A 24632-nucleotide genomic window follows, 5' to 3' on the forward strand; every position below is an offset into this window, starting at 1 on the left:
CGAATGCCAGCGAGTACAAACACGTTATTTAAAAATTATTTTAAAGATTTTAAAGGGTATGATGAGGTGTTTTCATCAGACTTAGGTATTGATAAAAATTGGGATAAACTATTAGATAACCTTTCAGTAATTGGAGAAAAAAAGCTGAAAGAGAAAGAGGGTGAGATAGATTGGTTGTTAGCTGAAAATGGAGTTACCTATAATGTTTATAATGATCCTAAAGGATTAAATAGACCTTGGAAATTAAATATTGTTCCTTTTATCATTCAAAAAAAAGAATGGAAAACAATTGAAAAAGGAATTCAACAACGCTCTGAAGTGTTGAATTTGCTGTTAAAAGATATTTATGGGAAGCGCGAATTGATAAAAAAAGGAATTATTCCTTTTGAAGTTGTGTTTTCGCATAGAGGTTTTTTGCGTGATTGTGATCAAATTCAATATAAAACAGCAAAGCAGTTATTAATTCATTCAGCCGATTTAGCTAGAGGTCCTGATGGACGAATGTGGGTAGTGAATGATAGGGCTCAAGCGCCTTCAGGAATGGGGTATGCTTTAGAAAATAGACTTTCAATAAATAAAGTTGTACCTGAAGTTTTTGGAGATATTAATGTAGAGCAAACATCTTCTTTTTTTAAAGATTTTAATCAATTATTATTAAAATCAGCTCCTACCAATAAAGAAAATCCTACGGTTGTAATTTTAACACCTGGACCACATAATGAAACTTATTTTGAGCATTCGTATTTGTCATCTTTTCTTGGTTATCCTTTGGTGAAAGGAAGTGATTTAGTGGTGAGAGATGGTAAGCTATGGATGAAATCTTTAAAAGGATTGAAACAAATTGATGTAATTTATAGAAGGGTTGATGATGTTTTTATGGATCCTCTTGAGTTAAGAGAAGATTCCTATTTAGGTGTTGCAGGTTTGTTAGAAGTTGTTAGACTTCAAAATGTTGCAATTGTAAATCCAGTTGGAAGTGGAATTTTGGAAAATCCGGGATTAATTCCTTTTTTAAATAGTGTTTGTAAATATTTTTTAAATGAAGATTTAATTTTACCTCAAATTGCTTCGTGGTGGTGCGGACAAGAAAAAGAGCTGAAATATGTATTAAACCATCTTTCTTCATTAGTGGTTAAAAGAATAGATAGAACTCACAGAGAGCATATTTATTTTGGGGAATTTTTAACCAAAAAAGAATTACAAAATCTAAAAAATCAAATTTTAAAAGCACCTTATCAATTTGTGGCGCAAGAGAATATTAATTTTTCAACTGCTCCTAACTTTGTTGATAACCACTTAGAGCCGCGTAAAATAGTTTGCCGTACGTTTTCAGTGGCTAAAAATGACAGTTATAGCGTTATGCCTGGTGGTTTAGTGCGTGTTGCTGCTGAGCGTGAAGAGTTGCTGGTTTCTAATCAAAGAGGAGGAACTAGTAAAGATTTTTGGGTTGTAAGTGATAAAAAACAGCATAATATTCAACGTTATTCTTGGCATAAAACAACTAGTAATTTATCGTCTGGAATTAATGATGTATCAAGTAATACAGCAGAAAATTTATTTTGGTCTGGTAGGTATTTAGGAAGAACTATTGTAACGGCTCGTTATATTCGAATGGTGTTAAACCAAATGGCAAATGTGCAGTTTAATGACCGTAAATCTGAATCAGAAAGTTTAAGAATTTTATTTCAATCTATCACAAATATAACATCTACTTTCCCTGGTTTTACAGGAGAAAATGAAGAAGCTGCAATGCAAAATCCGTTGAAGGAAATTGTATCTGTAATTTTAGATGAAACAAAGGTTGGAAGTTTTGCTCAAACCATTTCAAGTTTTACATATTCATATTATTCACTTAGAAATTTGTGGTCTAGAGATATGTGGCGGGTTTTTGATAGTATTCAAAAATTATTAAAAAACTTAAAAGAAGAAGAAACATATACCATACCTGTTTTAGTTAAATTTTTTGATAGAATTATAACTAGGTTAATTGCTTTTATGTCTTTAACTGAAGAAAGTATATTGGTAAAGCAAGGTTTGTTGCTTTATTTTATTGGTCTTCAAATGGAAGAAGCTACAATGACCATTGCAAAGTTTAGGTCTTTAGTTATTGTACAGCACCATGAAGATTTGGAGTATGAGGTTTTAGAGTCGCTGTTAAGTAGTCATGAAAGTTTAAATATTTACAGACATAGTTACAGGTCTTATTTAAGTTTAGAAAATGTAATTAGCTTAATTTTATTAGATAAGGAGTATGCAAAATCGCTTGCTTTTCAAATTAAGAGATTAAAAAAAGATATTGATCAATTACCAAACAACGGAAACAGCGAGTTTATAGAATGTCAAGAAAATATAAACTTGGCGTATAAGAAAATTCAGAGTTTAAGTGTTGAAGATTTAATTTGTGTGAATTCAGATTCAAATATGCGCGTTTTTCTTGATGGTTTTTTAGAGGAATTAAGTGATGTGCTTCATGAAACTTCATTGTCTATTTCAAACACCTATTTTAATCACATGTATCAGCAAAGTCAATTGATACGTAAAAAAAATGAAGCTAAATAATGATTTTTGATATTATACATACCACACGTTATAAATATGAAAATGGAGCTTCCTTTTGTCATAATTTAGCAACTTTAAAACCTAAAAGTTTTTTAGGGCAATCTTTACTTGAATATGATTTAAAAATTGATCCTGTTCCTACTGATTTTTCAGAAAGGATTGATTTTTTTGGAAATACAATTGCTAGATTTTCAATTCAGCAATATCATGAAGAGTTAGATGTAACGGCACGCAGTAAAGTTTTTAGAGATTATAGTAAGCAAAATTCTATTGAAGATTTTAATGCTTCAAATAAAGTTTCTTTAAAAGAAGCGTTAAAGATGCTAAAAGGTATTCAGCCAGAAGTTTTAGAGGTGAAACAGTTTATGTTAGATTCTCCATTGATTGCTGATATTTCTAAAGAGATTAAAAAATATGCGCAGGTTTCATTTAAACCAAATAGAGATATTTTTGAGGCTTCGTATGAGCTAACACAGCGTATATTTTCTGATTTTGATTTTGATCCTAGTTTTTCAACTATTGCTACTCCGCTTAATGATGTAATGGCTGAAAAGAAAGGTGTTTGTCAAGATTTTGCTCAAATTGCAATTGCTTGTTTAAGATCTGTTGGTTTGGCTTCAAGATATGTTAGTGGTTATATTGAAACTTTGCCGCCAGTAGGTAAAGAAAAATTGGTTGGAACTGATGCTTCTCACGCTTGGTTTTCAGTGTATATTCCTACTTTTGGTTGGGTTGATTTTGACCCTACAAATAATCAAATTCCAAAAAATCAACATATTATTGTTGCGCATGGTAGAGATTATTTAGATGTGCCGCCTTTAAAAGGTGTTACCTATAGTTCAGGTGAAAATAATATGGAAGTTTCAGTTGATATAAGACCAAGTTTATTACAAAATCAAACACAAAGTCAATAAATTTATTGACTTTGTGCTGAAGATGTATTTCTTTTTACAATTGGATAATTGGTGATTTTAAAATAATTTTCATCTAGTTTTTCACCAATATCTACTAGGTTGTTAATTAAATCGTTCAAGAATTCTTCAATGTTTTCTTCAATGTCATCAATCAATTTATATTTAAAATTGGCTTTTAATTTTCGAATTAAAAAAGCAGCTGAGTTGCTTTCAATTTTATGATGTTTTACAAGAATATTTACATACGTTTCTATTTGGTTTAAACAACTTTTAATAGATCTTGGGCAGTCTTCATTTAAAACCAAAAACTCTAGCGTGGTACGTTTTGTAGGTGTTTTTTTATAAAAACGCCTCATCATATCGTATGATGAAACACATTTTAGTAACGTGGCCCATTGGTGGCTATTTCCTTTAATATCTTCATGCTCCATATTTTCTACAGAAGCATCACTACACTTAGCGTTTATAATTCGTGTAACTTGAATGGCTCTTTCCAAGTAAATTCCTAACATTATTACTGCGTACAGTTCATCGTGTAAAAGGGTTCCTTGAATTTTACTTCGTAATTCTGGTGTTGATTGGGTAACCATTGAAGTAAAATCATATAAACCGTTTTTTACAAAGGTTTTGGCGCAATAATTTTTAATCTTGTGATTTACGGTGTTTAATGATTCAAAAAGCTCAGTTGAAATTAAATCTCTTGAGCTTCTTGCGTTTTCGTGTGCAAATTTGAATGAAGAAATTATTGAATATGGTTGTTTATTGTTAAGGCCAATATTAAACAAAACATCTTCTTCTTTTAATATAACATCTGCTTTTGGAATTTCATTACTAGCCATAAATAGAATAGATCTTAATACAAATTGTCTGGATTGCGACAACTCGCTTGGAGCATCTAATGATGAAAAGTAATTTACATTTAAATATCTTGCTATATGTTCTGAGCGTTCTATATAACGCCCCATCCAAAATAGGTTATTTGCTACTCTTGCTAACATATTACATTATTTTTTTAATACCCAAGTGTCTTTTGAACCACCACCTTGAGATGAGTTTACAACTAAGTTACCTTTACTAAGCGCGACTCTAGACAGGCCGCCTTTTAATACAAATTCTTTTTCTTTTCCTAATAATGTAAAAGTTCTTAAATCAACATGTCGAGGTTCAAAAGACTCACTTTCTTCAATATAAGTTGGGTGAGTTGAGAGGGACATTATGGGTTGAGCAATATATTTTCTTGGATTTGCTTTAATAGTTTCTTTTACTTTTTGAATTTCTTTTTTAGATAATTTGTTTCCAATTGAAATTCCGTATCCACCAGACTCATCTACAGGCTTAATTACCAATTTATCTATGTTTTCTAAAACATAACTTAATTCCTTTTTTCGGCTGCAATGGTACGTGTGTACGTTGTTTAAAATAGGGTCTTCGTCTAAATAATATTTAATAATTTCAGGCATATACGTGTACACTGCTTTATCATCAGCAACTCCAGTTCCGGGAGCATTTAATAAAGATACATTCCCTTTTTTATAAACCTCAAACAATCCTGGTACACCTAAAACAGAGTCTTCTCTAAATTCTAGCGGGTCAATAAATAAATCATCAATTCTTCTGTAAATAACATCTACTTTAACGGGGCCGTAAATAGTTTGTTTGTATAAAAAATCATTTTCAACAAATAAATCTCTTCCTTCAACTAAATCAATTCCCATTTGTTTTGCCAAAAAAGAATGTTCGTAGTAAGCAGAGTTGTACACACCAGGTGTAATAACAACACTTACAGGATTGTCTATTCCTTTTGGTTTTACAGATTCCATGATGTCTAATAAATTAGCACCATAATCTACAACGGTGTGTGCATTGTACTTGTTAAATACACCAAATAATGCGTGTTTTACTGCTGATCTATTTCCTACAACGTAACTTACACCCGATGGACAGCGTATATTGTCTTCAAGTACATAGTAATTTCCATCAGAATGTTTTATTAAATCAGTTCCAGAAATATGATTGTAAATTCCTTCAGGCGGATCTAAATTTACCATTTGTGGTAAAAAATTTTCTGAAGAACTTATCAATTCTAAAGGTACAATTCCTTGTTTTATTATTTTTTGCTCGTGATAAACATCCCATAAAAAAAGATTTAGTGCTTTACTTCGTTGTAAAACTCCTTTTTCTATATGTTGCCATTCTTTGTTATTAATAATTCTTGGAAATAAATCAAAAGGAAATATTTTTTCAGAAACTTGATCAGAATTATAAACTTGAAAGGTAATTCCGTGCTTAAAGAATGAATCTTTTGCTCGGTTGTTTAAAGCGTTAAATTCTGTTACAGAATATTCACTGAAAAGCTTAAAGAGTTTTTTATAAATATCTCTTGTCTCTTGATTTTCTTTAAAAAGTTCATCATAAAATTTTGAATCAAATTCATATGACGAGAATAATGGAAATTGAGTTGTTTTTTTCAAACTTTAATTTTTTATAAATATATAAATTATGCATTATAAAACCTTATTGACTGAATAAAAAACACTAAAATTAATGCATTGCAATAAAAATCACATTAAAATTAAACAAATGATAATAATGTGATAATATTAAAACAAAAGATTGTTAAGACTGTATATTTAAAGGACTAAATAGACTTTATTTAAGTAGAAAATTGGGTGTAAAATTAAGTTATAGTTTAAATTTTTGCCAAAGTATAGCTTTCCTTTGGAGAATCACATACGGAACATTTATAATTTTCAGGAAGGTCGATAAATAAAACTCCAGGAGCAATTTGGGCATTTACATCACCATAATCACTGTCGTAAACCGTTAAACATTCTGAGCATTGATAAACATCTTTTTCAATTTTAGAGTCTTCAATCTTCTTCTTTTCCGTATCGTCTACTTCACCTAATTTTTCAAAATACAGTTTACTTAACTCCATTAATAAACCGGGTAATTCCATTTTATCTACGTCTTGAGCGTACATTAAATATTCTTTGGTGTTGGGGTTAAAGTTTTTACAGTACAACACATTAAACGTAGGTCTAACCGAGTATTTTTTTATAATAGTTGGAACTTGGTTTTTTTCTATTACAGCTGAAGTAAAGTAAATTTCATTTTTAGCTCTATTTGTAATACTAAAATTTAAGCCGTACGTGCTAATATCATTTTGATCAAAATTTCTTACAATAGATTTTTTTAATTCTAGCGCTTCCAAATTGTCAACTGGTAAATGCCAATTTAATTCTAAGGAAGAGTGGCGAACATTAATTCCTTTTTTTCCTAAGAATTTTTCTAAGCTTAACTTGTATTTTCTGTTGATACCTTTAATAATGAAAGATTTCCAAGGTGTAATACAAATTTTTCCAATGCTGCTTTCTAAACAAAAATCACAAAAATCTTTTAAAAATGCGATGTCATATTCGTTGTTTCTCCAGTACAAACCTAGCCAATACTCGTTGTCTCCCATTTTGTTCATACCTTCATAATAAGGAAAAGGATGAAATGGAATTTCTAGTGGTTGTTTTATAGTTCTACTGTTGGTGTCAATTTTTTCATTAATTAAATCGAATAGTAAAGAAATATCTGTGGTTTCTTCATAAAACTCTTCAATAGCTTCTGCAATTTTTGGAATGTCCCAACTGTAAACTAAAACAGGAAACTCAATATCATTTTCCCAGCCAGGAAGGTTTAAGTATAGGTACCAGTAATCTTCATTTTCTGAAGCAATAAAATTCAATTGTCCGTTAAATAAAGGAACTAATTGTTGTTTAGGGTCTGTAATATTTATTTTTAGTGTTGGTTTAAATCTAAACTGTTCTAAAATGTATAAGTATGTAGAGCCTTTTAGCCAGTCTGTTGAAGGGAAAATATCTGACGAAACATACGAGCAAACAATATTTTGAAAGTGGTGATTTAAGTTACTGTCAATATTAATTGTAGGGTATAATTCTGTAATTTCTTTGTTTGTTTCTTTAAATGGAATTAAGATATCTTGTCTTGATCCAAATTTAATAGTAGACAATCCAAGTTCTTCGGTTATTCTAAGAATTTGTTTTAATTCTCCTGGAGATAAAACACCACCTTTTATAAAAATACGTTGTAATTGTTGTGTTGTTTCCATTTATTTAGCCTTTTTTAAAAGTTCACTTATTTCTGGTTTGCAACTTCCACAGCCTAAACCAGCTCCAGTTTGAGCGCACAAGTCATTAAAATCTGTACAACCATTATTAATGGTTTCTAAAAGATTGCCTTCTCCAACTTGACTGCAAGAGCAAATTAGTTTTCCTAGTACTGGTTTTGTTTCGTGTTTACCTCTAAGTAATTCTGTTCTTTTTTCTGAAAGCTCTATTTTCTCTTCAATAAAACGTTTAAATTCGGCAAACTCATTTTTGTCACCCATTAAAATTGCTCCAACTAAAAGATCATTTTTAATAATACATTTTTTGTAAAAATGTTGGTTTATGTCTTTTAAAACCACTTCTTCGTATGAAGGATCGTTTTTAGGGATAGAAACCATTCCAATACTGCATAAATCTAAATCTTCAAACTTTAGAATATTCATTAACACAGAGCCTTTGTAAACACTGTTTAAATCGCCTAACATAAATTTGGCAGCAATATCTGCTTGTTGTTCTGCGGCTGAGGTAATTCCAAATAGTGAGTTTTCAAATTCTGCAATTTCACCAAGTGCAAATATTTTAGGGTCACTTGTTTGTAAATATTGATTTACAATTACACCTCTTCTGTATTTAATATTTGTGCCTTTTAGCAATTCAATATTTGGAAGTGTTCCAATGGCGTAAACAATGGCGTTGGCGTTTATTATTTTACCTGTTTTTAATGTGATAGACAGTTTGTTTGGAATGTCCTCATCTTCAAAAACCGTACTTACTTCATTGTTGAAATATGTTTGAATTCCACGTTCCTGAACATTTTCAGCCAATAATTCACTAGCAATTCTATCTAGTTGGCGTTCCATTAAACGTGGGGCTCTTTGAATAATAGTAATGTTTATGTTTTTCTTTTTTAGTGAAGCGGCTAATTCTAATCCTAATAAACCTCCACCAACTATGACAACGTGCTGCTCATTTGTTGGTAAGCCGGTGTTGTTTAAGTAGTTTCTAAGGCTATCAGCATCACTTTTATTTCGCATAGTAAACCTACCAGGTAAATGCAATGGCACATCGTTTGGTACAAAAGCCCGGCTTCCGGTTGCCATTATTAATGTGTCAAAATTATGTTGGTTGTTGTTACTATCTATAATGTATTTTTCTTTAGTATTAACTTTTATAATATGTACTCCTGTGTGTAAATCAAGTTTTAGTTTTTCAACTTCACCTTTTTTTAACTTTTGAAGTTGTTGCCAAGTTAAATCTTCACTAACATATTCTGGCAGTAATACTCTATTGTAAAAAGGGTTTTCTTCTTTTGAAAAAATAGAAATTTCATCTTCTAAATTAAAAGATCTGTATGTTTGGACAAAGCGATAAGCAGCAGCTCCAGCACCAATTACACATATTTTCTCTTTTTCTTTTTTGTGTTTTGAAACCTGTACAGCCGAAAATTTAAAGTCAGGTTCTTTTGAAGTTGGGTCAATTAGGTTATTGGTTAAGTTATTAGCTCTTCCAAAATCGTTTCCTTGAATTTTTCCCCAATGCATTGGTAAAAATACAACGCCTTCTTTAATGTCGAAATTCAGTTTTACTTTTACTTTAACCGTACCTCTTTTGTTGTAAATATCAACAATATCACCATCGTTAATATTTCTTTCCATCGCATCAATTTTATTCATTTCTAAATAAGGAGATGGAATGTGTGTGGTAAGTCTGTTTACTTTTCCGGTTTTTGTTCTGGTGTGCCATTGGTCTCTTACTCTTCCTGTGGTAAGAATTAATGGTAATTCTTCAGTGGTTTTTTCTGAAAGATTTAAAATATTTTGAGGTGTAATTATGTGCGCTTTTTTATCGGAAGTTTCGTAAATATGATCTTCAAAAAGGCGAGGAGTACCTGGGTGCGTTTCGTTTGGAACAGGCCACTGAAAGCTACCTTCTTCAATCAATCTTTTATGTGATAATCCAGCGATATCCATATTGGTTCCTTTTGTTAAAGCACAATGTTCATCATAAACATCACTAATGCTTTCGTAGTCAAAACCTTGAAAATCCATTTTTTGAGCAAATTTCCATAATATTTCCGCGTCGTGTAATGCTTCGCCGGGAGCATCAATAACTTTAGGTAAATAACTAATTCTTCTTTCAGAATTGGTCATGGTTCCTTCTTTTTCAATCCATCCTGCTGCGGGTAGTAATAAATCTGCGTATTTGGTAGTTTCAGAATTGTGTGAAATATCTTGAACTACTACAAATTTAGCTTTTTCTAAAGCTCTTTCTACTTTTTTGGCGTTAGGCAAACTAACTACCGGATTTGTACAAATTACCCAAATAGCTTTTAGTTTACCGCTATCTAACGCATCAAACATTTCGGTTGCTGTTAATCCTGGTTTAGGTGAAATTGGTTCGCTTCCCCAAAAATTGGCTACATCAATTCTATCTTGTTCGTTTAATAAATTTCTGTGTGCGGCTAATAAATTAGCCATTCCACCAACTTCTCGGCCACCCATAGCATTTGGTTGCCCTGTTAATGAAAATGGTCCGGCACCTGGTTTTCCTATTTGCCCAGTAATTAATGAAAGGTTTATTAACGATACATTTTTATCAACTCCAATTACGCTTTGGTTCAATCCCATGGTCCACATATTTATAAAACCAGTTGCTTTACCAATGTATTGGGCAGCTTTTTTAATATCGCTTATTTCAACTCCACAAATTTTTGCAGCATCTTTGTAAGATGTTTGATACACTAATTCTTTTAGTTGTTGTATACCTGTTGTGTGTTTTTCAATGTAATTTTTATTGATTCTTTTTTTCTCAAATAGCCGTCTGGCAATGGCGTTGTATAAAACTACATCGGTACCAGGATTTATTTGTAAATGTAAATCAGCTAAAGATGTTGTTTGTGTTTTTCTAGGGTCAACAACAATAATTTTTACATTCAGGTTGTTTTGTTTGTGATTTTCTAATCTTCTAAAAAGAATTGGGTGGCACCACGCCGGATTTGCGCCTGCAATTAAAAAGGTGTCGGCTAGTTCAATATCTGAATAAGAAATTGGCACGTTGTCATCTCCAATTGTTTTTTTGTAGCCAACAACGGCTGAGCTCATGCAAAGTCTAGAGTTGGTGTCAATATTATTGGTTCCTAAAAAACCTTTAGTTAATTTATTTACTAAATAATACTCTTCGGTTAAGCATTGTCCTGATACGTAAAACGCAACGCTATCAGGTCCATGTTTTTTAATAATGCTTTTAAAAACAGCCGCAGCTCTATCTAAACCTTCGTCCCAAGATACTTTTTGCATTGGGTGATTTTTGCTCCAACGCATTTCAGGATATAAAATTCTGTCTGAAGTTTCTTGGGCTACATAATTCAAATTCATCCCTTTTGAACAAAGCATTCCTTTGTTTACAGGATAGTCTGGATCGCCTTCTACAGTTATTTTTCCGTTTGAATCTTGGTTAACTAAAATTCCACAACCTACTCCGCAATAAGAGCAAATAGTTTTGTGTGGTTTTGATTTTGACATGAGAATAGCGTTTTAAGTTCAAAGTTGAACATTACAAAGATAATAAAATACGTATAAATACGTAGTGAAATACGTATTTTTTTAATAAATTATAATTGCCGCTAAGTAAGTGATGATTTTTTTAGATAAAACCTTGCTCTTTTGCTTTGCTTGAGAGTTCAATTAAATTTTTAACCTCCATTTTTTTCATAAGGTTAAAACGGTGTGTTTCAATGGTTCTTTTGCTTTTGTTTAGTTCTTCTGAAATTTCTTTATTTGTTTTTCCTAAAAGTACTAATTGAAGAATTTCTATTTCCTTTTTTGTTAGGTTGTATGTGTTTACTGAATTTTCTTCGGAAGGTATTGAGGCAGGTTTTGTTGTTGGTGTTTGAGGAGATGATTTTTTAAGTAAGTTATTTACAATAATATTACTAATATCTCCGCTAAAATATTTTTCACCTTGGTAAACAGTGTGTATTGCTTTTAAAACTTCAGCTTTACTTGCGTCTTTTAAAAGGTATCCCATTGCTTTGGCGTCAATTGCTTCTAAAATATACTCTTCAGAATCATGCATTGATAATACAATAGATTTTGTTTGAATAGTTTTATTGTTTATTATTTTTAACGCTTCAATACCACTCATTTCAGGCATTCTTACATCAATAATTAATAAATCGGGTTGCAGTTTATTAACCAGTTCAATGGCTTCAATACCATTTGAGCCTTCGCCAATAATGGTTAATTTTTCATCTTCTTCTAATAAATACTTTATTCCGTCACGTACAATAGCGTGATCATCAACTAAAACAATGCTAATTTGATCTTTCAATGGGTTGGTTTTTTGTAAGTACGAAGATACAGTTTAAATACGTAATTTTAAAATATACGTAGAAGAATATAAGTAGTGTGTAAAACCAAAAAAAGCAGTTTAAAAGTGTGCTTATTACACTTTTAAACTGCTTTTTAAAATAATTTATTTTTGTTTTTATAGGAATTTTGGTTTGAAAACAAGCATTGCCCAAGCCCAGTTTTGTGTGTTTGCAGCTAAGCTTTTATCAAGTCCTTTTAACTCGTACATTCCATCGCTTTCAAACATTTGAGAGTATCCTGCTTTAAATGTAAAACCGTTTAATTTTAAAGCATATACAATATCAAGTTCTGTACCTAATGATTTTTCTCCGCTAGGTAGTTTTTGTTCTCCTGAAAAGTTTAAAACTTTTACCAATAAGCTTGATTTTTTGTTTAAGTTAATGTTTGCACTTGCATGAATGTCAATCAAACCAATTGAGTTTGCATGGTTTCCTACGTAGAAATAATCCATAAAACCGTTGAATTTATGATTTGTTCCGTACAATGGGAAAAACGCACCCGTTTCACCTGCGCCACCATCGTTTCCGCTAATAATTTCAGCACCTAATCCAAATTTTACTGCAGATTTTGTTTTTAAAGTAAAATCTAAACTTGCTAAGTAAGCTCCTTTTACGTTTACTTCGCCTTGTCTTTCACCTGTTTGTAGGTATAAATTACTGGCTACGCTTAGTGCTTTTTTACCGTAATTTAAGTGAACTCCAAAAGTTTGTAGGTTGCTAATTCCGTCTTGGTTATTAAAAGCATCATAGTTTTGAAAACCGTTGTTTAGTAATAATAAACTTCCAGAAAAATCACCCCAAGTATTTTTTAAATATCCATATTGCATGGTTTTGTAAGAAAAGAATCCAGTTGTGTTGTACGTGTTGTTTGAAGATTGAAACCCAGTCATGTTATCATAATCTTGGTTGTATGCAAGTCCAAGGTCAAATATGAATTTGTTTTTATTGTAGTTGAAAAGAAGTGCATCGTGGTTTCTACCTTGTTGTGCCCAATCTAATCCACCCATAATTCGTTGGTCGTCATAAGATAAAACTTGTCTACCTAATTTTGTAGACATGTTTTCGCTTAGTTTAATTTTTGCCCAAGCTTGAAAAACTGCAAATGAATTGTTTAGGTCTTTTGGTAGAATTTGTCTGTTTTCTCCCCAAACCAATACATCTTGTAAGCTCATAAAAATTTCATACGCTTCAGCTTTGTATCCAAATTTTAAACGTGCTCTTGTAGAAATTCCAAATCCTGGTTCTGCATCTTTGGCTATTAATGTTCCAAATCCGTGACGGTATTCTGTTCTAGGTCTAAGTTCTCCGTTAATTGAGAATTGTGCTTTACTAGAAATTGTAAATAAAACTAGTAGTGTTAAAAGTGTTAATTTAAGTTTCATGTGATTGTATTAATTGTTAATAGTAGTTTTTTAATGTTCAAGAAAATCAATTAGATGTTTTCTGTATTTGTAATAATCGTTGTGTTCAATAATTGCTTTTCTTGATCTTGGTCTTTCAAAATCAATATCTAAAATATCGCCAATTTTTGCTCGTGGTCCACTAGTCATCATTACAACTCTGTCTGCTAAAAAAATAGCTTCATCAACATCGTGTGTAATCATTACTGCGGTAATTTTTTCTTTGTTCCAAATTTCAATTAAAACATCTTGTAATTCACCTCTGGTTAATGAGTCTAACATACCAAAAGGTTCGTCTAGTAGTAATACTTTTGGTTTTATAGCAAATGCTCTGGCAATTCCTACGCGTTGTTGCATTCCTTGTGAAAGTTCACTTGCTTTTTTATGGAATGATCCGTCAAGACCAACTTTGCTTAAGTAATATTTGCAAATATCTTCACGCTCCTTTTTTGTTGCGTGTGGAAAAACTTGTCGAACGCCAAGCATAACATTTTCTAAAGTTGATAACCAAGGCATTAAGCTTGGTGATTGAAAAATAACACCTCTGTCTGGACCAGGGCCTTTAATTGGGTTGCTTAATACCGAAATGCTTCCGGCTGAAATTGGATTTAAGCCAGCAATCATAGAAAGCATTGTTGTTTTTCCGCAGCCTGAATGACCAATAATAGTCACAAACTCTTCCTTCATAATTTGAAGATTTAAATTTTCAAGTACTACGTAGTCTCCTTTTGGAGTTGGGTATACTTTTTTTAAATCTTTTAAATCAAGCATTACTTTTGAAGTGTATTGAATACCGTTTTCAATAATTATGTCAGATCTTTTATGTTGCGTTTGTAAAGCCATAGTTTTTTGTTTTGTAGCTGAAGCTTGTTGAATTAATCAAAGTATTTTGGTTCTAAATTTGGTAAAGTATATGCTGAGGTTTCAGTTGTTGTTCTTTCTTCACCAATTTCCATTAAGTATTCAATAATTCCATTTCTGGTTTTCTTAAATTCAGGATCATCGTTTAATGATGTTTTATCTCTTGGCCTGTCAATGTTAATTTTAAATTCAGGCCCTAAAGTGGCATTTGGTCCTGGGCGAAGTGGAATAATTCTGTCTGCCATATAAATACCTTCGTCAACATCATTTGTAATTAAAAGTGCTGTTCGTTTGTCTTTATTCCAAATGTTTAAAATTTCATCTTGTAGATTACCTCTTGTAAGGGCGTCTAAAGCTCCTAAAGGTTCGTCCATAATTATCATTTCAGGATCCATAGCTAATGCTCTAGCAATAGAAACTCTTTGGCGCATTCCTCCAGATAATTCTTTAGGTCTTTTATGAATGGCAGGTGTTAAGTTTACCATATCAATATATTCCTTTACTCTGTCTTCTCTAAATTTTTTACTTTCCTTCGGAAATGTTTCTTTTACGGCTACACTTACATTTTGATACACTGTTAGCCAAGGTAGCAGCGAGTAGTTTTGGAAAATTACACCACGTTCGTGACTTGTTCCAATTATTGGTTTTCCTTTAAATAAAACTTCTCCGCTGGTAGGTTGTAAAAGTCCGTTTGTTAAATTTACTAATGTTGTTTTTCCGCTTCCTGAAAATCCTACAATTGCAACAAATTCTCCTTCTTCAATTTGAAGGTTTATGTTTGAAAGTACTTCGGTTGCATTTGCGCCTTTTCCGTAGGTTTTACTTACATTATTTAATTCTAAATAAGCCATAAATAGTTGGTTTTAGGATTAGTCTTTGTTGAAAGACACAAATTTTTGAATGGTTAGCATAATTCTGTCTAATAAAAATCCAATGATTCCAATAACAAACATGGCTACAATAATTTTTGAGTTTGAGTCATTAGCTCCGTTTTGAAATTCTTCCCAAACAAATGAACCTAAACCAGGGCTTTGTGCTAATAATTCAATGGCAATTAATACCATCCAAGCTACAGAAAGTGTTATTCTTAACCCCGTAAATATTAATGGTAATGATGAAGGTAAAATAACTTTAAATACTTTTTGAATAGGACCTAGTTTTAATACTTTTGCAACATTTAAAATATCTTTATCAACGGTAGAAACTCCCATAACTGTGTTTACTAATGTTGCCCACATGGAGCACAATCCAACACTAATAAATGAAATGATAAATGAAGTATCGCTTTCAGAATCTTTGGTTAGGGTTTTTACAATCATAAAAACTAGTAATAGCCAAACTACTGGTGAAACTGGTTTAAATATTTGAATTAACCAGTTGATAGAGCTTCTTAAAGTGTCACTTAATCCAATTACAACTCCAATTGGTACTGCAATAAAAATTGCTAGTAAAAAACCGGCAAACACTGTTTTAATACTGGTAATAATCTGATCTACAAATGATGGTCTACCGGTGTAAGTAATTGGTTTTTCTCCTGCAGCTACGCGTTGTTCGTTTATTGCTGCAGTTTTTTCTTTGAAGGCTTTTTTGTCTGCACTAATAATTTTATGATCTTCAAGTAAAGAGTAGAATGAAGCTTTTACTTGTGAAGGAGAAGGTAGTGTATTTGGTTGACAGCTAACATCACCAGATGCTATACATTCAGCCATTTTATCAGCAGCTTCTTGTCCTTGTTCGTTAAATGCTTTTTCTATTCTGTACTCAGCTTCAGTATTGTATAATGCAGTTGCTCCACCTTGCCAAAGCAAAATAAAAAGAAATATAGAAGCTAGTGGGGCGACAATTTTTTTCAATATTTCAGTTAAATTCTTTTTGGTTTCCTCTCCTCTTGAAAGTCTGATTACTGGTTCTAAAAAACCTAATCCAATAAACCGTACTATTTTTATTAATTTATCACTCATTTTTAAAGTTTTTAAACAAATAATGTTTCATTTTTGTTGTAATTCCTCTATGGTTTTGTATTGCAAGAGGAGAAGAAATTAGTTAGTTTTTGTTTCCAATTTTAAAGCTGTTAATGTAGCCAATTGGGTCTTTTGCATTGTATGATTTTCCGTCAATAAAATCTGTAGTTGCTGGTTTGTAACCGTCGGTAGTTGGAATGTCAGTTGCTGGTATTAACCCTTCAGTAACTAACAGGTCAGCTGCTTTTTTCCAAATATCAGGTCTGTAAATTTCTTTGATTTTAGTATCGTACCATTCTGCTGGTTTTTCTTCAGGAATTTGTCCCCAACGTCTCATTTGAGTTAAAAACCAAACACCATCAGAGTAGAAAGGATATGTTGCGTTGTATCTGTAAAATACGTTGAAATCTGGCATTTCTCTTTTGTCTCCTTTTTCGTATTCAAAAGTTCCTGTCATAGAGTTTGCTAAAACAACTTCATCTGCTCCAACATATTGAGACATTGATAATATTTTAACAGCTTCGTCTCTATTCCCTGGTGTGTCTAACCATTTACCAGCTCTAATTAATGCTTTAGTAACTGCCACGGCTGTATTTGGGTTTTCTTCAACAAATTTCTTTGTCATAACAAAAACTTTTTCAGGGTTGTTTTTCCAAATATCGTAGTTGGTAACAACAGGTACTCCAATTCCTTTAAATACGGCTTGTTGGTTCCAAGGTTCACCTACGCAATATCCATAAATTGTTCCTGCTTCTAACGTTGCTGGCATTTGTGGTGGAGGTGTAACAGATAATAATACTTCAGCATCAATTTGACCTTGAATATTTTCTTTAGTGTATAATCCTGGGTGAATTCCTGCAGCAGCCAACCAATATCTAATTTCATAGTTGTGTGTAGAAACTGGAAATACCATTCCCATTTTAAAGGCTTTTCCGTCTGCTTTGTATCCTTCAATTACTGGTTTTAATGCGTCTGCTTTAATTGGGTGCACTGGTTTTCCATCGTCACCTACCGGAATATTCGGTTTCATCTTACTCCAAACATCATTAGAAACTGTAATTCCATTTCCATTTAAATCCATTGAGAAAGCGGTAACTAATTCAGCTTGTCTTCCAAATCCTGCTCCTGCAGCAATTGGTTGTCCGGCTAACATATGTGAACCATCTAATTGTCCGTCAATTACACGGTCTAAAATGTTTTTCCAGTTAGATTGTGCTTCTACTGAAACAAATAAACCTTCGTCTTCAAAGAAGCCTTTTTCTTTTGCAATGGCTAATGGAGCCATATCTGTAAGTTTTATAAAACCAAAAGTTAATTGAGGTTTTTCAATAGCTAATTTGTTTGTTTTTGTAGCTGCTGCTTCTGGGGCTGCAGTTTCTTTTTTCTTTTCAGAACCACCGCAGGCACCTAACGTAAGTAGGGCAATAACTGCAAGTGTTTTAAATAAAGTTGCTTTCATAATTTTTGATTTTAATTGTTGTTTTAGGTTGTTACGTATAAATACGTAGTTACATTGCAAATATATAAGTATGATGTTTAGCGGGTTATGTTATAAAACGTGTTTTGATGTGTTTTTAAAACAGTTGAAAAACTGCCAAAAAACATATAATAGAGGTAAGTTGTTGATTTGTAGTATTCAAAAAAAATACGTAGACAAATTAATGCGCTACGTATTTTTGAAGTTTGGTTTTGTAATTGTTTAACTATTTATAAAGTAGTTGTGTTCTGAAATTTCTTTTCTTAATTTTTCTAAATCAATAATTTTGATTTTTTTGCCTTGCGTTTGTATGAGGTTGTCTTTTTTTAGAGATGAAAGGTTTCTAATAACTTGTTCTTCGGTAGTGCCAGCAAAATCTGCAATTTCTTTTCTGCTTAACTGAATGTTTATGTAGCCGCTGTTATTTTCTTTAAATTTTCGGTGTATGTAAAGTAAAGTGTCTATTACTTTTTCACGAACCGTCATTTGAGCAATAGTTTTTACTTTGGTTTCAGATTTGTTTAATTCTTCAGCATAAAATAGCATAAATTCATAGGTTAAACTTGGGATATTGCGTAGCATTTTTTGTAATGTTTCGTTTGAAAAGTTACATAAAACTGTATCTTCAATACTTGAGGCGCTAATAGAGTAGTTTTTACTTATAGCAAAACCTCTGTGTCCAATAATTTCTCCATCATTTACAAAACGTAGTATTTGTTCTTTTCCGTAAATACCTGTTTTTAAAACTTTAGCTTTTCCTTTTTGAATAAAGAATAACCCGTTTACTGGTGTACCTTCTAAAATAAAATGTTGCCCTTTTTTGCTTACTAGCGTGTTTTTTTCTTTTGCTAATTCTTGCAATGTCTTAGAAGAAAGGTTTTGTTTGATAATGCAGTTTTGGTTGCTGCATTGTTCACATGAAATTTTAGATTTAAAAACCATAAATGTTTATTCTTCAGTTAAAATTAATACTGGTTCCGTTTTAATTATTAAGGTTTCGGTTTCGTCTTTTGTTGAAAATTTAATGGCAAATGTAACTGCTGAAGCTAGTAAAATAAAGCATCCAATTATAAAATATCCGCTAGAAACGGCTGTTGATGATGCTGCAGATTGTGCAGCTTCTATTATTTCTGTGCTCATTCCTTGATTTGCAGTAATGGCTGTTTTTTCAGCGATAGCAGATTTTGATTTTAATAACATTGCAGCAAAAAAAGCACCAACATTTCCTCCAGCTCCTACAATTCCTGAAATCGAACCTATTGCTTTTTTATTAATAAATGGAACTACTGAAAATGTGGCGCCTTCGGCCATTTGAACGGTTAAACTAAATGCAATTAAAAATGCTATTCCTAAAGATAATGTTGTGATATTTGAAAAAGTTGCCAGCATTACACCTTCTAATGCAAGGATTAATGATAGGAAAATAACACGTCCTCTAAGACCGTATTTATTTCCAAATCTATCTCCAAAAAATCCGCCTAATGTTCTTGCAAAAATATTCATTAGGGCAAAGGATAATACAATGTTTCCTGCTGTTACTCTTTTTAATTGAAAGGTGTTTTGAAGGTAGTCATCCATTGTTCCGTATACGGTTAGTTCAATTCCAAAACTTGAGGCGTACACAAAAAATAGAATCCAAACTCTATAGTCTTTTAATACTTCTAAAAATCTAACTTGGTCTTTTTTTGTAGTTGGCATTTGTCCTTTCTCTTTTAATTCTTTAAAGTTTCCGTTTAAGGTATCTTGTGTGAAAAAGAAATAAACAATTCCCATTAAAAAACAAATTGTTCCTGCAATTATCATTGAATATCTCCAAGCGTCTGCTTGCTCGGCAATTCCAAAACTTACCACAGCGGCTGCAATTATTGGCATTCCTAATCTGTTGGCTCCTCCGCCTAAGTTACCCCATCCGGCTGAAGTTGCATTTGCTGTACCAACAATGCTTGGGGCAAACATAATTGATGTGTGAACTTGAGTAATTACAAAGGAAGCTCCAATAAAACCAATAAATAATCTGCAAATTAAAAATTGAAGTGGCGTTTGTACAAAACCAATTAAAATTACTGGAATTGCGCCTATAATTAAAAGCCAAGTATAGCATAATCGTGGTCCGTATTTGTCGGTTAATTTTCCAATTAATAAACGGGCAAATACTGTTCCTGAAACGGCAAGTATAATAGAGTTCCATTTTTGATCTGGTGTTAATCCTAAATCTTTTACTACATCTGGCATAAATGGTACAATTCCAAACCAAGCAAAAAAGCATAAGAAAAAAGAAATGGAAGTAATCCAAAAAGTTCTTGTAGAAATACTTTTTAGATTTAGTAATTCCATTTTTGTTGATTTTTCAATAGTGTTTGTTTTCATAATTGTTTGGTTTGACTTTACAAACATACGTATTAATACGTAGTTTTAGCGTTAAAATTACGTATTTTAATTATAATTGTGGGAGTCGTAATTATGAGGTGTGTTTTTTTAGAATTATTCTAAATAAACTATAAATTATTAAATTTTATAGTTTTTGGTGTAGTTGTTTAGAATGAAGAGTTTAACACGCGTTGTATTTCTTCATCTAAAAATGAGGTATGTTCAGCTACAACGTCACCAACAACAATAATTCCTGGTGAAGCGTAGTCAATAGTATCAATTACATTTTTGTAATTGTTGATGGTTTCAATTGTTATTTTTTCAGTAGGTAGAGATCCGTTTTGAATAATGGCAAATGGAGTGTATTTATGTCTGAATTGTTTTAGTTCTTCCATGATTAATGAAAAATTACGTAATCCCATTAAAATAACTAAGGTGGCAGAAGATTGCGCTCCTAGTTTTATATCTTTTGAAATGTTTCCGTTTGATGTTGTTCCAGTAATTACCCAAAAACTTTCATTAACGGTTCTTTTTGTTAATGGAATTCCTTGTAAGGCAGGTACGGCTAAAGCACTGCTAATACCTGGTATTATTTCGGTTGGTATGCTGTAAGATTCTATGTGGTCAATTTCTTCGCTTCCTCTTCCAAAAACAAATGAATCTCCACCTTTAAGTCGCACAACATGTCCTAGTTCTATAGCTTTTTCAACTAAAAGGTTGTTTATTTCTTGTTGAGGTAATTTGTGGTTGTTGAATCTTTTTCCTACATAAATACACGGAGTATTTGCTTTTGCGTATTTTAAAATTTCTGGATTTACCAATGCGTCATATAGTATGCAGTCTGCGTTTTTTATAGCATTCACACCTTTTATAGTAATTAAGTCTATATCTCCTGGTCCTGCGCCAACTAGCGTTACTTTTGCGTTGTTGTTTTGATTCTTCATGTGTAGACTTTTTTAAGTTTAAATAGTATAATAATGCAATAATACGTAAAAAAAATAAAAATACGTAGTTATATTACGTAAAAATACGTAGTTTTGTAAATGTAATACTTAAGACGTAAAGATATGAAATCAATTTTAGTAATAGGAAATGGGATGGTTGGTTATAAGTTTTGTGAAAAATTTGTAGCGAAAGAAGCAGCTGAAAATTTTAAAATTACGGTTTTTGGTGAAGAGCCAAGGCCTGCGTATGATAGAGTTCATTTAAGTGAATTTTTTGAAAATGGAGATGCAAAAGCATTGGAAATGGCGCCGCGTTCTTGGTACGAAGAAAATAATATTGAATTGATTACCAATGAGCGAGTTACAGATATTCACAGAACTTCAAAAACAATTACAACTATTAATGATAAAACATTTAGTTATGATTATTTAGTATTAGCCACAGGTTCTTCTGCCTTTGTGCCTCCAATTAAAGGAGTGGAAAAGAAAGGTGTATTTGTGTATCGTACTATTGAGGATTTAGAAGGAATGATGAGTTTTGCAGATGCGCTTAAAAAGAAAAATCCAAATGCAAAAGCGGCTGTTTTAGGTGGTGGTTTATTAGGATTAGAGGCTGGGAAAGCTGTAATGGATATGGGGTTAGAGCCTCATATTGTTGAGTTTGCACCTAAGTTAATGCCAAGACAGTTAGATGCTAGAAGTAGCAAAGTATTACAATTAAAATTAGAGTCTATAGGTTTAAATATTCATTTAAGTAAAGCAACCAATCAAATTTTAGGTGATGAAACTATTACAGGAATGGAGTTTGGTGAAGATGATGTGTTAGATGTAGAAATGTTAGTGGTGTCTGCAGGGATTCGTCCAAGAGATGAATTAGGAAAAACGTGTGGCTTAGAAATGGGTAACCGTGGTGGAATTGTTGTAAATAATAAAATGCAAACTTCAGATGAAGCAATTTATGCTATAGGAGAAGTTGCTTTGTATAATCAAATGATTTATGGTTTGGTGGCTCCTGGATATGATATGGCTGGTGTTGCAGTAGATCAAATTATTGGAAAATCAGAAACATTAATGCCAGTAGATATTGATATGTCTACCAAATTAAAGTTAATTGGTGTTGATGTGGCAAGTTTTGGAGAGCCTTTTATGCCTGCAACAAAAGGAAACTCAATTATTTTTGAAGATAAAACGCAGCATTTATATAAAAGAATCAATGTAAGTTTAGATGGAAAAACGTTATTAGGTGGAATTTTAGTTGGAGATGCTTCAGACTATAATATGCTACATCAAGTATATTTAAATGGAATGCCTATTCCAGAAGATTCTGCACAATTAATATTACCTGCAACAGAAGGTGGTGCTTTTGGTAGTGCTTTAGATTTACCAGACGAGGCTCAAGTTTGTTCTTGTGAAAGTGTTACAAAAGGTGCTATTTGCTCTTCAATTACAGATGGAGGTTGTAATAATTTGGCTGATGTAATTTCAGAAACCAAAGTAACAACAGGCTGCGGAGGTTGTAAGCCAATGGTAGTTGATTTGGTAAATGAAACATTAAAATCACTTGGAAAAGAAGTAAAAGAGACAATTTGTGAGCATTTTGAATATACGCGTCAGGAATTATTTGGAATAATTAAAGTAAAGAAATTAAAAACTTTTGATGAAGCTGTTGATGCTTGTGGAAAAGGTGATGGTTGCGAAATTTGTAAGCCTTTAGTTGCTTCAATTTTTGCCAGTTTGTACAATGATACAGCTAATAAAGAAGAAGTAATTCAAGATTCAAACGATAAGTTTTTAGCAAATATTCAACGTAACGGAACTTATTCTGTAGTGCCAAGAATTCCTGGTGGAGAAATTACACCAGAAAAATTAATTGTAATTGGTGAAGTTGGAAAAAAATACAATTTATATACAAAAATCACCGGAGGTCAGCGAATTGATTTATTTGGTGCGCAGTTAAAAGATTTACCTGCAATTTGGAAAGAACTAATTGATGCTGGTTTTGAAAGTGGACACGCGTATGGAAAATCATTACGAACTGTAAAAAGTTGTGTTGGTTCATCGTGGTGTAGGTATGGTATGGATGATAGTGTTGGTTTTGCCATTGAATTAGAAAGTAGGTATAAAGGTTTGCGTTCTCCGCATAAATTTAAAGGTGGAGTTTCTGCTTGTATTAGAGAATGTGCTGAGGCTCGTGGAAAAGACTTTGGAATTATAGCTGTTGAAGGTGGTTGGAATTTATATGTTGGTGGAAACGGTGGAGCAACTCCTCGTCACGCACAATTATTAGCTGAACAAATAGATAATGAAACGGTTATAAAATATTTAGATAGATTTTTTATGTATTATATAAGAACCGCTGCGCCGTTAATGCGAACTTCAACGTGGTTAGATAAGTTAGAAGGTGGAATTGAGCAGTTGAAAAAAATAGTAATTGATGATAGCTTAAATATTGTAAAAGAATTAGAAACTGAAATGCAAGATTTAGTAGATGCTTACCAATGTGAGTGGAAACAAGCTATTGAAAATGACGATATGGTTTCAAGATTTCAACATTTTGTAAATTCTGAAGCAACAGATGATAATATTGTGTTTGTTCCAATGAGAGAGCAAAAACAACCTTCAGCTTGGAATTAATTTAAACAAAACTAAAAAAAAATGGATACAATTTTAAATAAATATAGCACAGTTAAAGAAAGTGACGTTAAGGTTTGGTTTAAGGCTGCAGAGGTTGATAAATTTGCTAAAAATGGCGGCGCTTGTGTAAAATATAAAGATTTGCAAATTGCAGTTTTTAATTTTGAAAGAAGAAATAAATGGTACGCGTGTCAAAATTTATCTCCTGAGAAAAAAGAAAATGTATTGTCACGTGGTATGATTGGTGATGCTTCCGGAATTCCCAAAGTTGCTTGTCCGTTGCATAAAAAAACATTTTCATTAGAAACGGGTGAAAATTTAAACGGAGATTTGGCTCCAATTGCAACTTATCCTGTGAAAATAGAAGACAACTTTGTGTATATCGGATTTTCTGAATAGATTTGGTTTTTTAATAAACCACTTATGCAGTTAGAAAAATTCAAAAAAGCGATTAAATTATTTAATGAAGCAAATTCATTAGATCCAAACAAGGAATTGTATAATGGAATAGAATTTCCGAAGGAATTACTGTATGCGGTAAGAATGTCTGAGAAATTAAATAAGTTCGCTCCAAATTCATCTGAAGCATTGCAATTAGCGGTTTGTTGTCAGCATATTTGTAGATGGGAAATACCTAGAGATTCTTATGAAATGAACAGAGTTGGGTATTTAACTTGGCGAAAAGATTTGAAAGATTTTCACGCAAAAAAAGCTGGAGATATTTTAAAAGAATGCGGGTATTCTCAAGAAATTATTGATGAGGTTGCATTTTTATTGTTAAAAAAACAATTAAAAAAGAATGCAGATACGCAAACATTAGAAGATGTGGTGTGTTTAGTGTTTTTAGAATTTTATTTTGCTAAATTTTCTGAAAAATATGCCGAAGAAAAGTTGATTGATATTATTCAAAAAACATGGAAAAAAATGTCTGAAAAAGGACATAAAGCAGCTCTGGAATTAGAGCTTTCAGAACCTACTTTAGCTTTAATTACAAAAGCACTTAGTTAAATTAGTGGTCAACTTTTTTT

General features: G+C 32.0%; 18 protein-coding genes. 5 read left to right on the forward strand and 13 right to left on the reverse strand.

All coding sequences use genetic code 11. From position 1 onward, the window contains the following. The first annotated feature begins 3 nt into the window (after window positions 1-3). A complete protein-coding gene (locus ACFQ5N_RS00205; RefSeq protein WP_386806749.1) occupies window positions 4-2559 on the forward strand; it encodes a circularly permuted type 2 ATP-grasp protein in 2556 nt (851 codons plus the stop codon). Further along, a complete protein-coding gene (locus ACFQ5N_RS00210; RefSeq protein ID WP_386806750.1) occupies window positions 2559-3473 on the forward strand; it encodes a transglutaminase family protein in 915 nt (304 codons plus the stop codon). Before ACFQ5N_RS00205 ends, ACFQ5N_RS00210 begins: the two co-directional genes overlap by 1 nt. 2 nt (window positions 3474-3475) lie before the next feature. Here ACFQ5N_RS00210 and ACFQ5N_RS00215 read toward each other — a convergent pair whose 3' ends face one another. The 13 genes from ACFQ5N_RS00215 to cobA form a co-directional block, all read right to left on the reverse strand. Then, on the reverse strand, window positions 3476-4471 hold the full coding sequence (locus ACFQ5N_RS00215; protein WP_386806752.1) for an alpha-E domain-containing protein: 996 nt from the start codon (window positions 4469-4471) through the stop codon (window positions 3476-3478). Window positions 4472-4477: 6 nt separating this feature from the next. Continuing rightward, on the reverse strand, window positions 4478-5944 hold the full coding sequence (locus ACFQ5N_RS00220) for a circularly permuted type 2 ATP-grasp protein (protein WP_386806753.1): 1467 nt from the start codon (window positions 5942-5944) through the stop codon (window positions 4478-4480). A gap of 218 nt (window positions 5945-6162) precedes the next feature. Beyond that, the gene (locus ACFQ5N_RS00225) at window positions 6163-7593 is read right to left on the reverse strand and encodes a rubredoxin (protein WP_386806755.1); all 1431 of its coding nucleotides are present in this window, start codon (window positions 7591-7593) and stop codon (window positions 6163-6165) included. Next, window positions 7594-11112 carry a molybdopterin-dependent oxidoreductase gene (locus ACFQ5N_RS00230; protein WP_386806757.1) on the reverse strand — a complete coding sequence of 1173 codons (3519 nt, stop codon included), beginning with the start codon at window positions 11110-11112 and terminating at the stop codon, window positions 7594-7596. A 121-nt stretch (window positions 11113-11233) separates the two neighbouring features. Continuing rightward, the gene (locus tag ACFQ5N_RS00235; protein ID WP_386806759.1) at window positions 11234-11920 is read right to left on the reverse strand and encodes a response regulator; all 687 of its coding nucleotides are present in this window, start codon (window positions 11918-11920) and stop codon (window positions 11234-11236) included. Between the two features lie 156 nt (window positions 11921-12076). Then, window positions 12077-13342, reverse strand: coding sequence for an alginate export family protein (locus tag ACFQ5N_RS00240; protein WP_386806760.1), 1266 nt, complete (start codon window positions 13340-13342; stop codon window positions 12077-12079). Window positions 13343-13372: 30 nt separating this feature from the next. Continuing rightward, on the reverse strand, window positions 13373-14203 hold the full coding sequence (locus tag ACFQ5N_RS00245) for an ABC transporter ATP-binding protein (protein ID WP_386806762.1): 831 nt from the start codon (window positions 14201-14203) through the stop codon (window positions 13373-13375). Between the two features lie 32 nt (window positions 14204-14235). Continuing rightward, window positions 14236-15072: an ABC transporter ATP-binding protein gene (locus ACFQ5N_RS00250; RefSeq protein ID WP_386806764.1), complete on the reverse strand. Its 837-nt coding sequence runs from the start codon at window positions 15070-15072 to the stop codon at window positions 14236-14238. 18 nt (window positions 15073-15090) lie between these two features. Continuing rightward, window positions 15091-16182 (reverse strand): ABC transporter permease, encoded by a 1092-nt coding sequence (locus ACFQ5N_RS00255; RefSeq protein ID WP_386806766.1) that lies wholly within the window; start codon window positions 16180-16182, stop codon window positions 15091-15093. 82 nt (window positions 16183-16264) lie between these two features. Further along, window positions 16265-17641, reverse strand: coding sequence for a CmpA/NrtA family ABC transporter substrate-binding protein (locus ACFQ5N_RS00260; RefSeq protein WP_386806769.1), 1377 nt, complete (start codon window positions 17639-17641; stop codon window positions 16265-16267). 240 nt (window positions 17642-17881) lie between these two features. Then, entirely contained in the window at window positions 17882-18520 is a 639-nt protein-coding gene (locus ACFQ5N_RS00265) for a Crp/Fnr family transcriptional regulator (RefSeq protein WP_386806771.1), read from the reverse strand. Window positions 18521-18607: 87 nt separating this feature from the next. After that, entirely contained in the window at window positions 18608-20026 is a 1419-nt protein-coding gene (locus ACFQ5N_RS00270) for an MFS transporter (RefSeq protein ID WP_386806773.1), read from the reverse strand. 167 nt (window positions 20027-20193) lie between these two features. Further along, window positions 20194-20970 carry a uroporphyrinogen-III C-methyltransferase gene (cobA, locus tag ACFQ5N_RS00275; protein ID WP_386806775.1) on the reverse strand — a complete coding sequence of 259 codons (777 nt, stop codon included), beginning with the start codon at window positions 20968-20970 and terminating at the stop codon, window positions 20194-20196. Window positions 20971-21093: 123 nt separating this feature from the next. On the opposite strand from cobA, the gene nirB reads away from it, so the two are divergent. Genes nirB through ACFQ5N_RS00290 form a run of 3 tightly spaced genes read left to right on the forward strand, consistent with a single transcriptional unit; the run spans window position 21094 to window position 24612 of the window. Further along, on the forward strand, window positions 21094-23604 hold the full coding sequence (gene nirB / locus ACFQ5N_RS00280; protein WP_386806776.1) for a nitrite reductase large subunit NirB: 2511 nt from the start codon (window positions 21094-21096) through the stop codon (window positions 23602-23604). A gap of 21 nt (window positions 23605-23625) precedes the next feature. Then, a complete protein-coding gene (gene nirD, locus ACFQ5N_RS00285) occupies window positions 23626-24003 on the forward strand; it encodes a nitrite reductase small subunit NirD (protein WP_386806777.1) in 378 nt (125 codons plus the stop codon). Between the two features lie 24 nt (window positions 24004-24027). Next, window positions 24028-24612: a DUF4202 domain-containing protein gene (locus tag ACFQ5N_RS00290; RefSeq protein WP_386806779.1), complete on the forward strand. Its 585-nt coding sequence runs from the start codon at window positions 24028-24030 to the stop codon at window positions 24610-24612. Window positions 24613-24632 lie beyond the last annotated feature (20 nt).

Source organism: Lutibacter holmesii (genome assembly GCF_042679665.1).
GTDB classification, from domain to species: domain Bacteria; phylum Bacteroidota; class Bacteroidia; order Flavobacteriales; family Flavobacteriaceae; genus Lutibacter; species Lutibacter holmesii.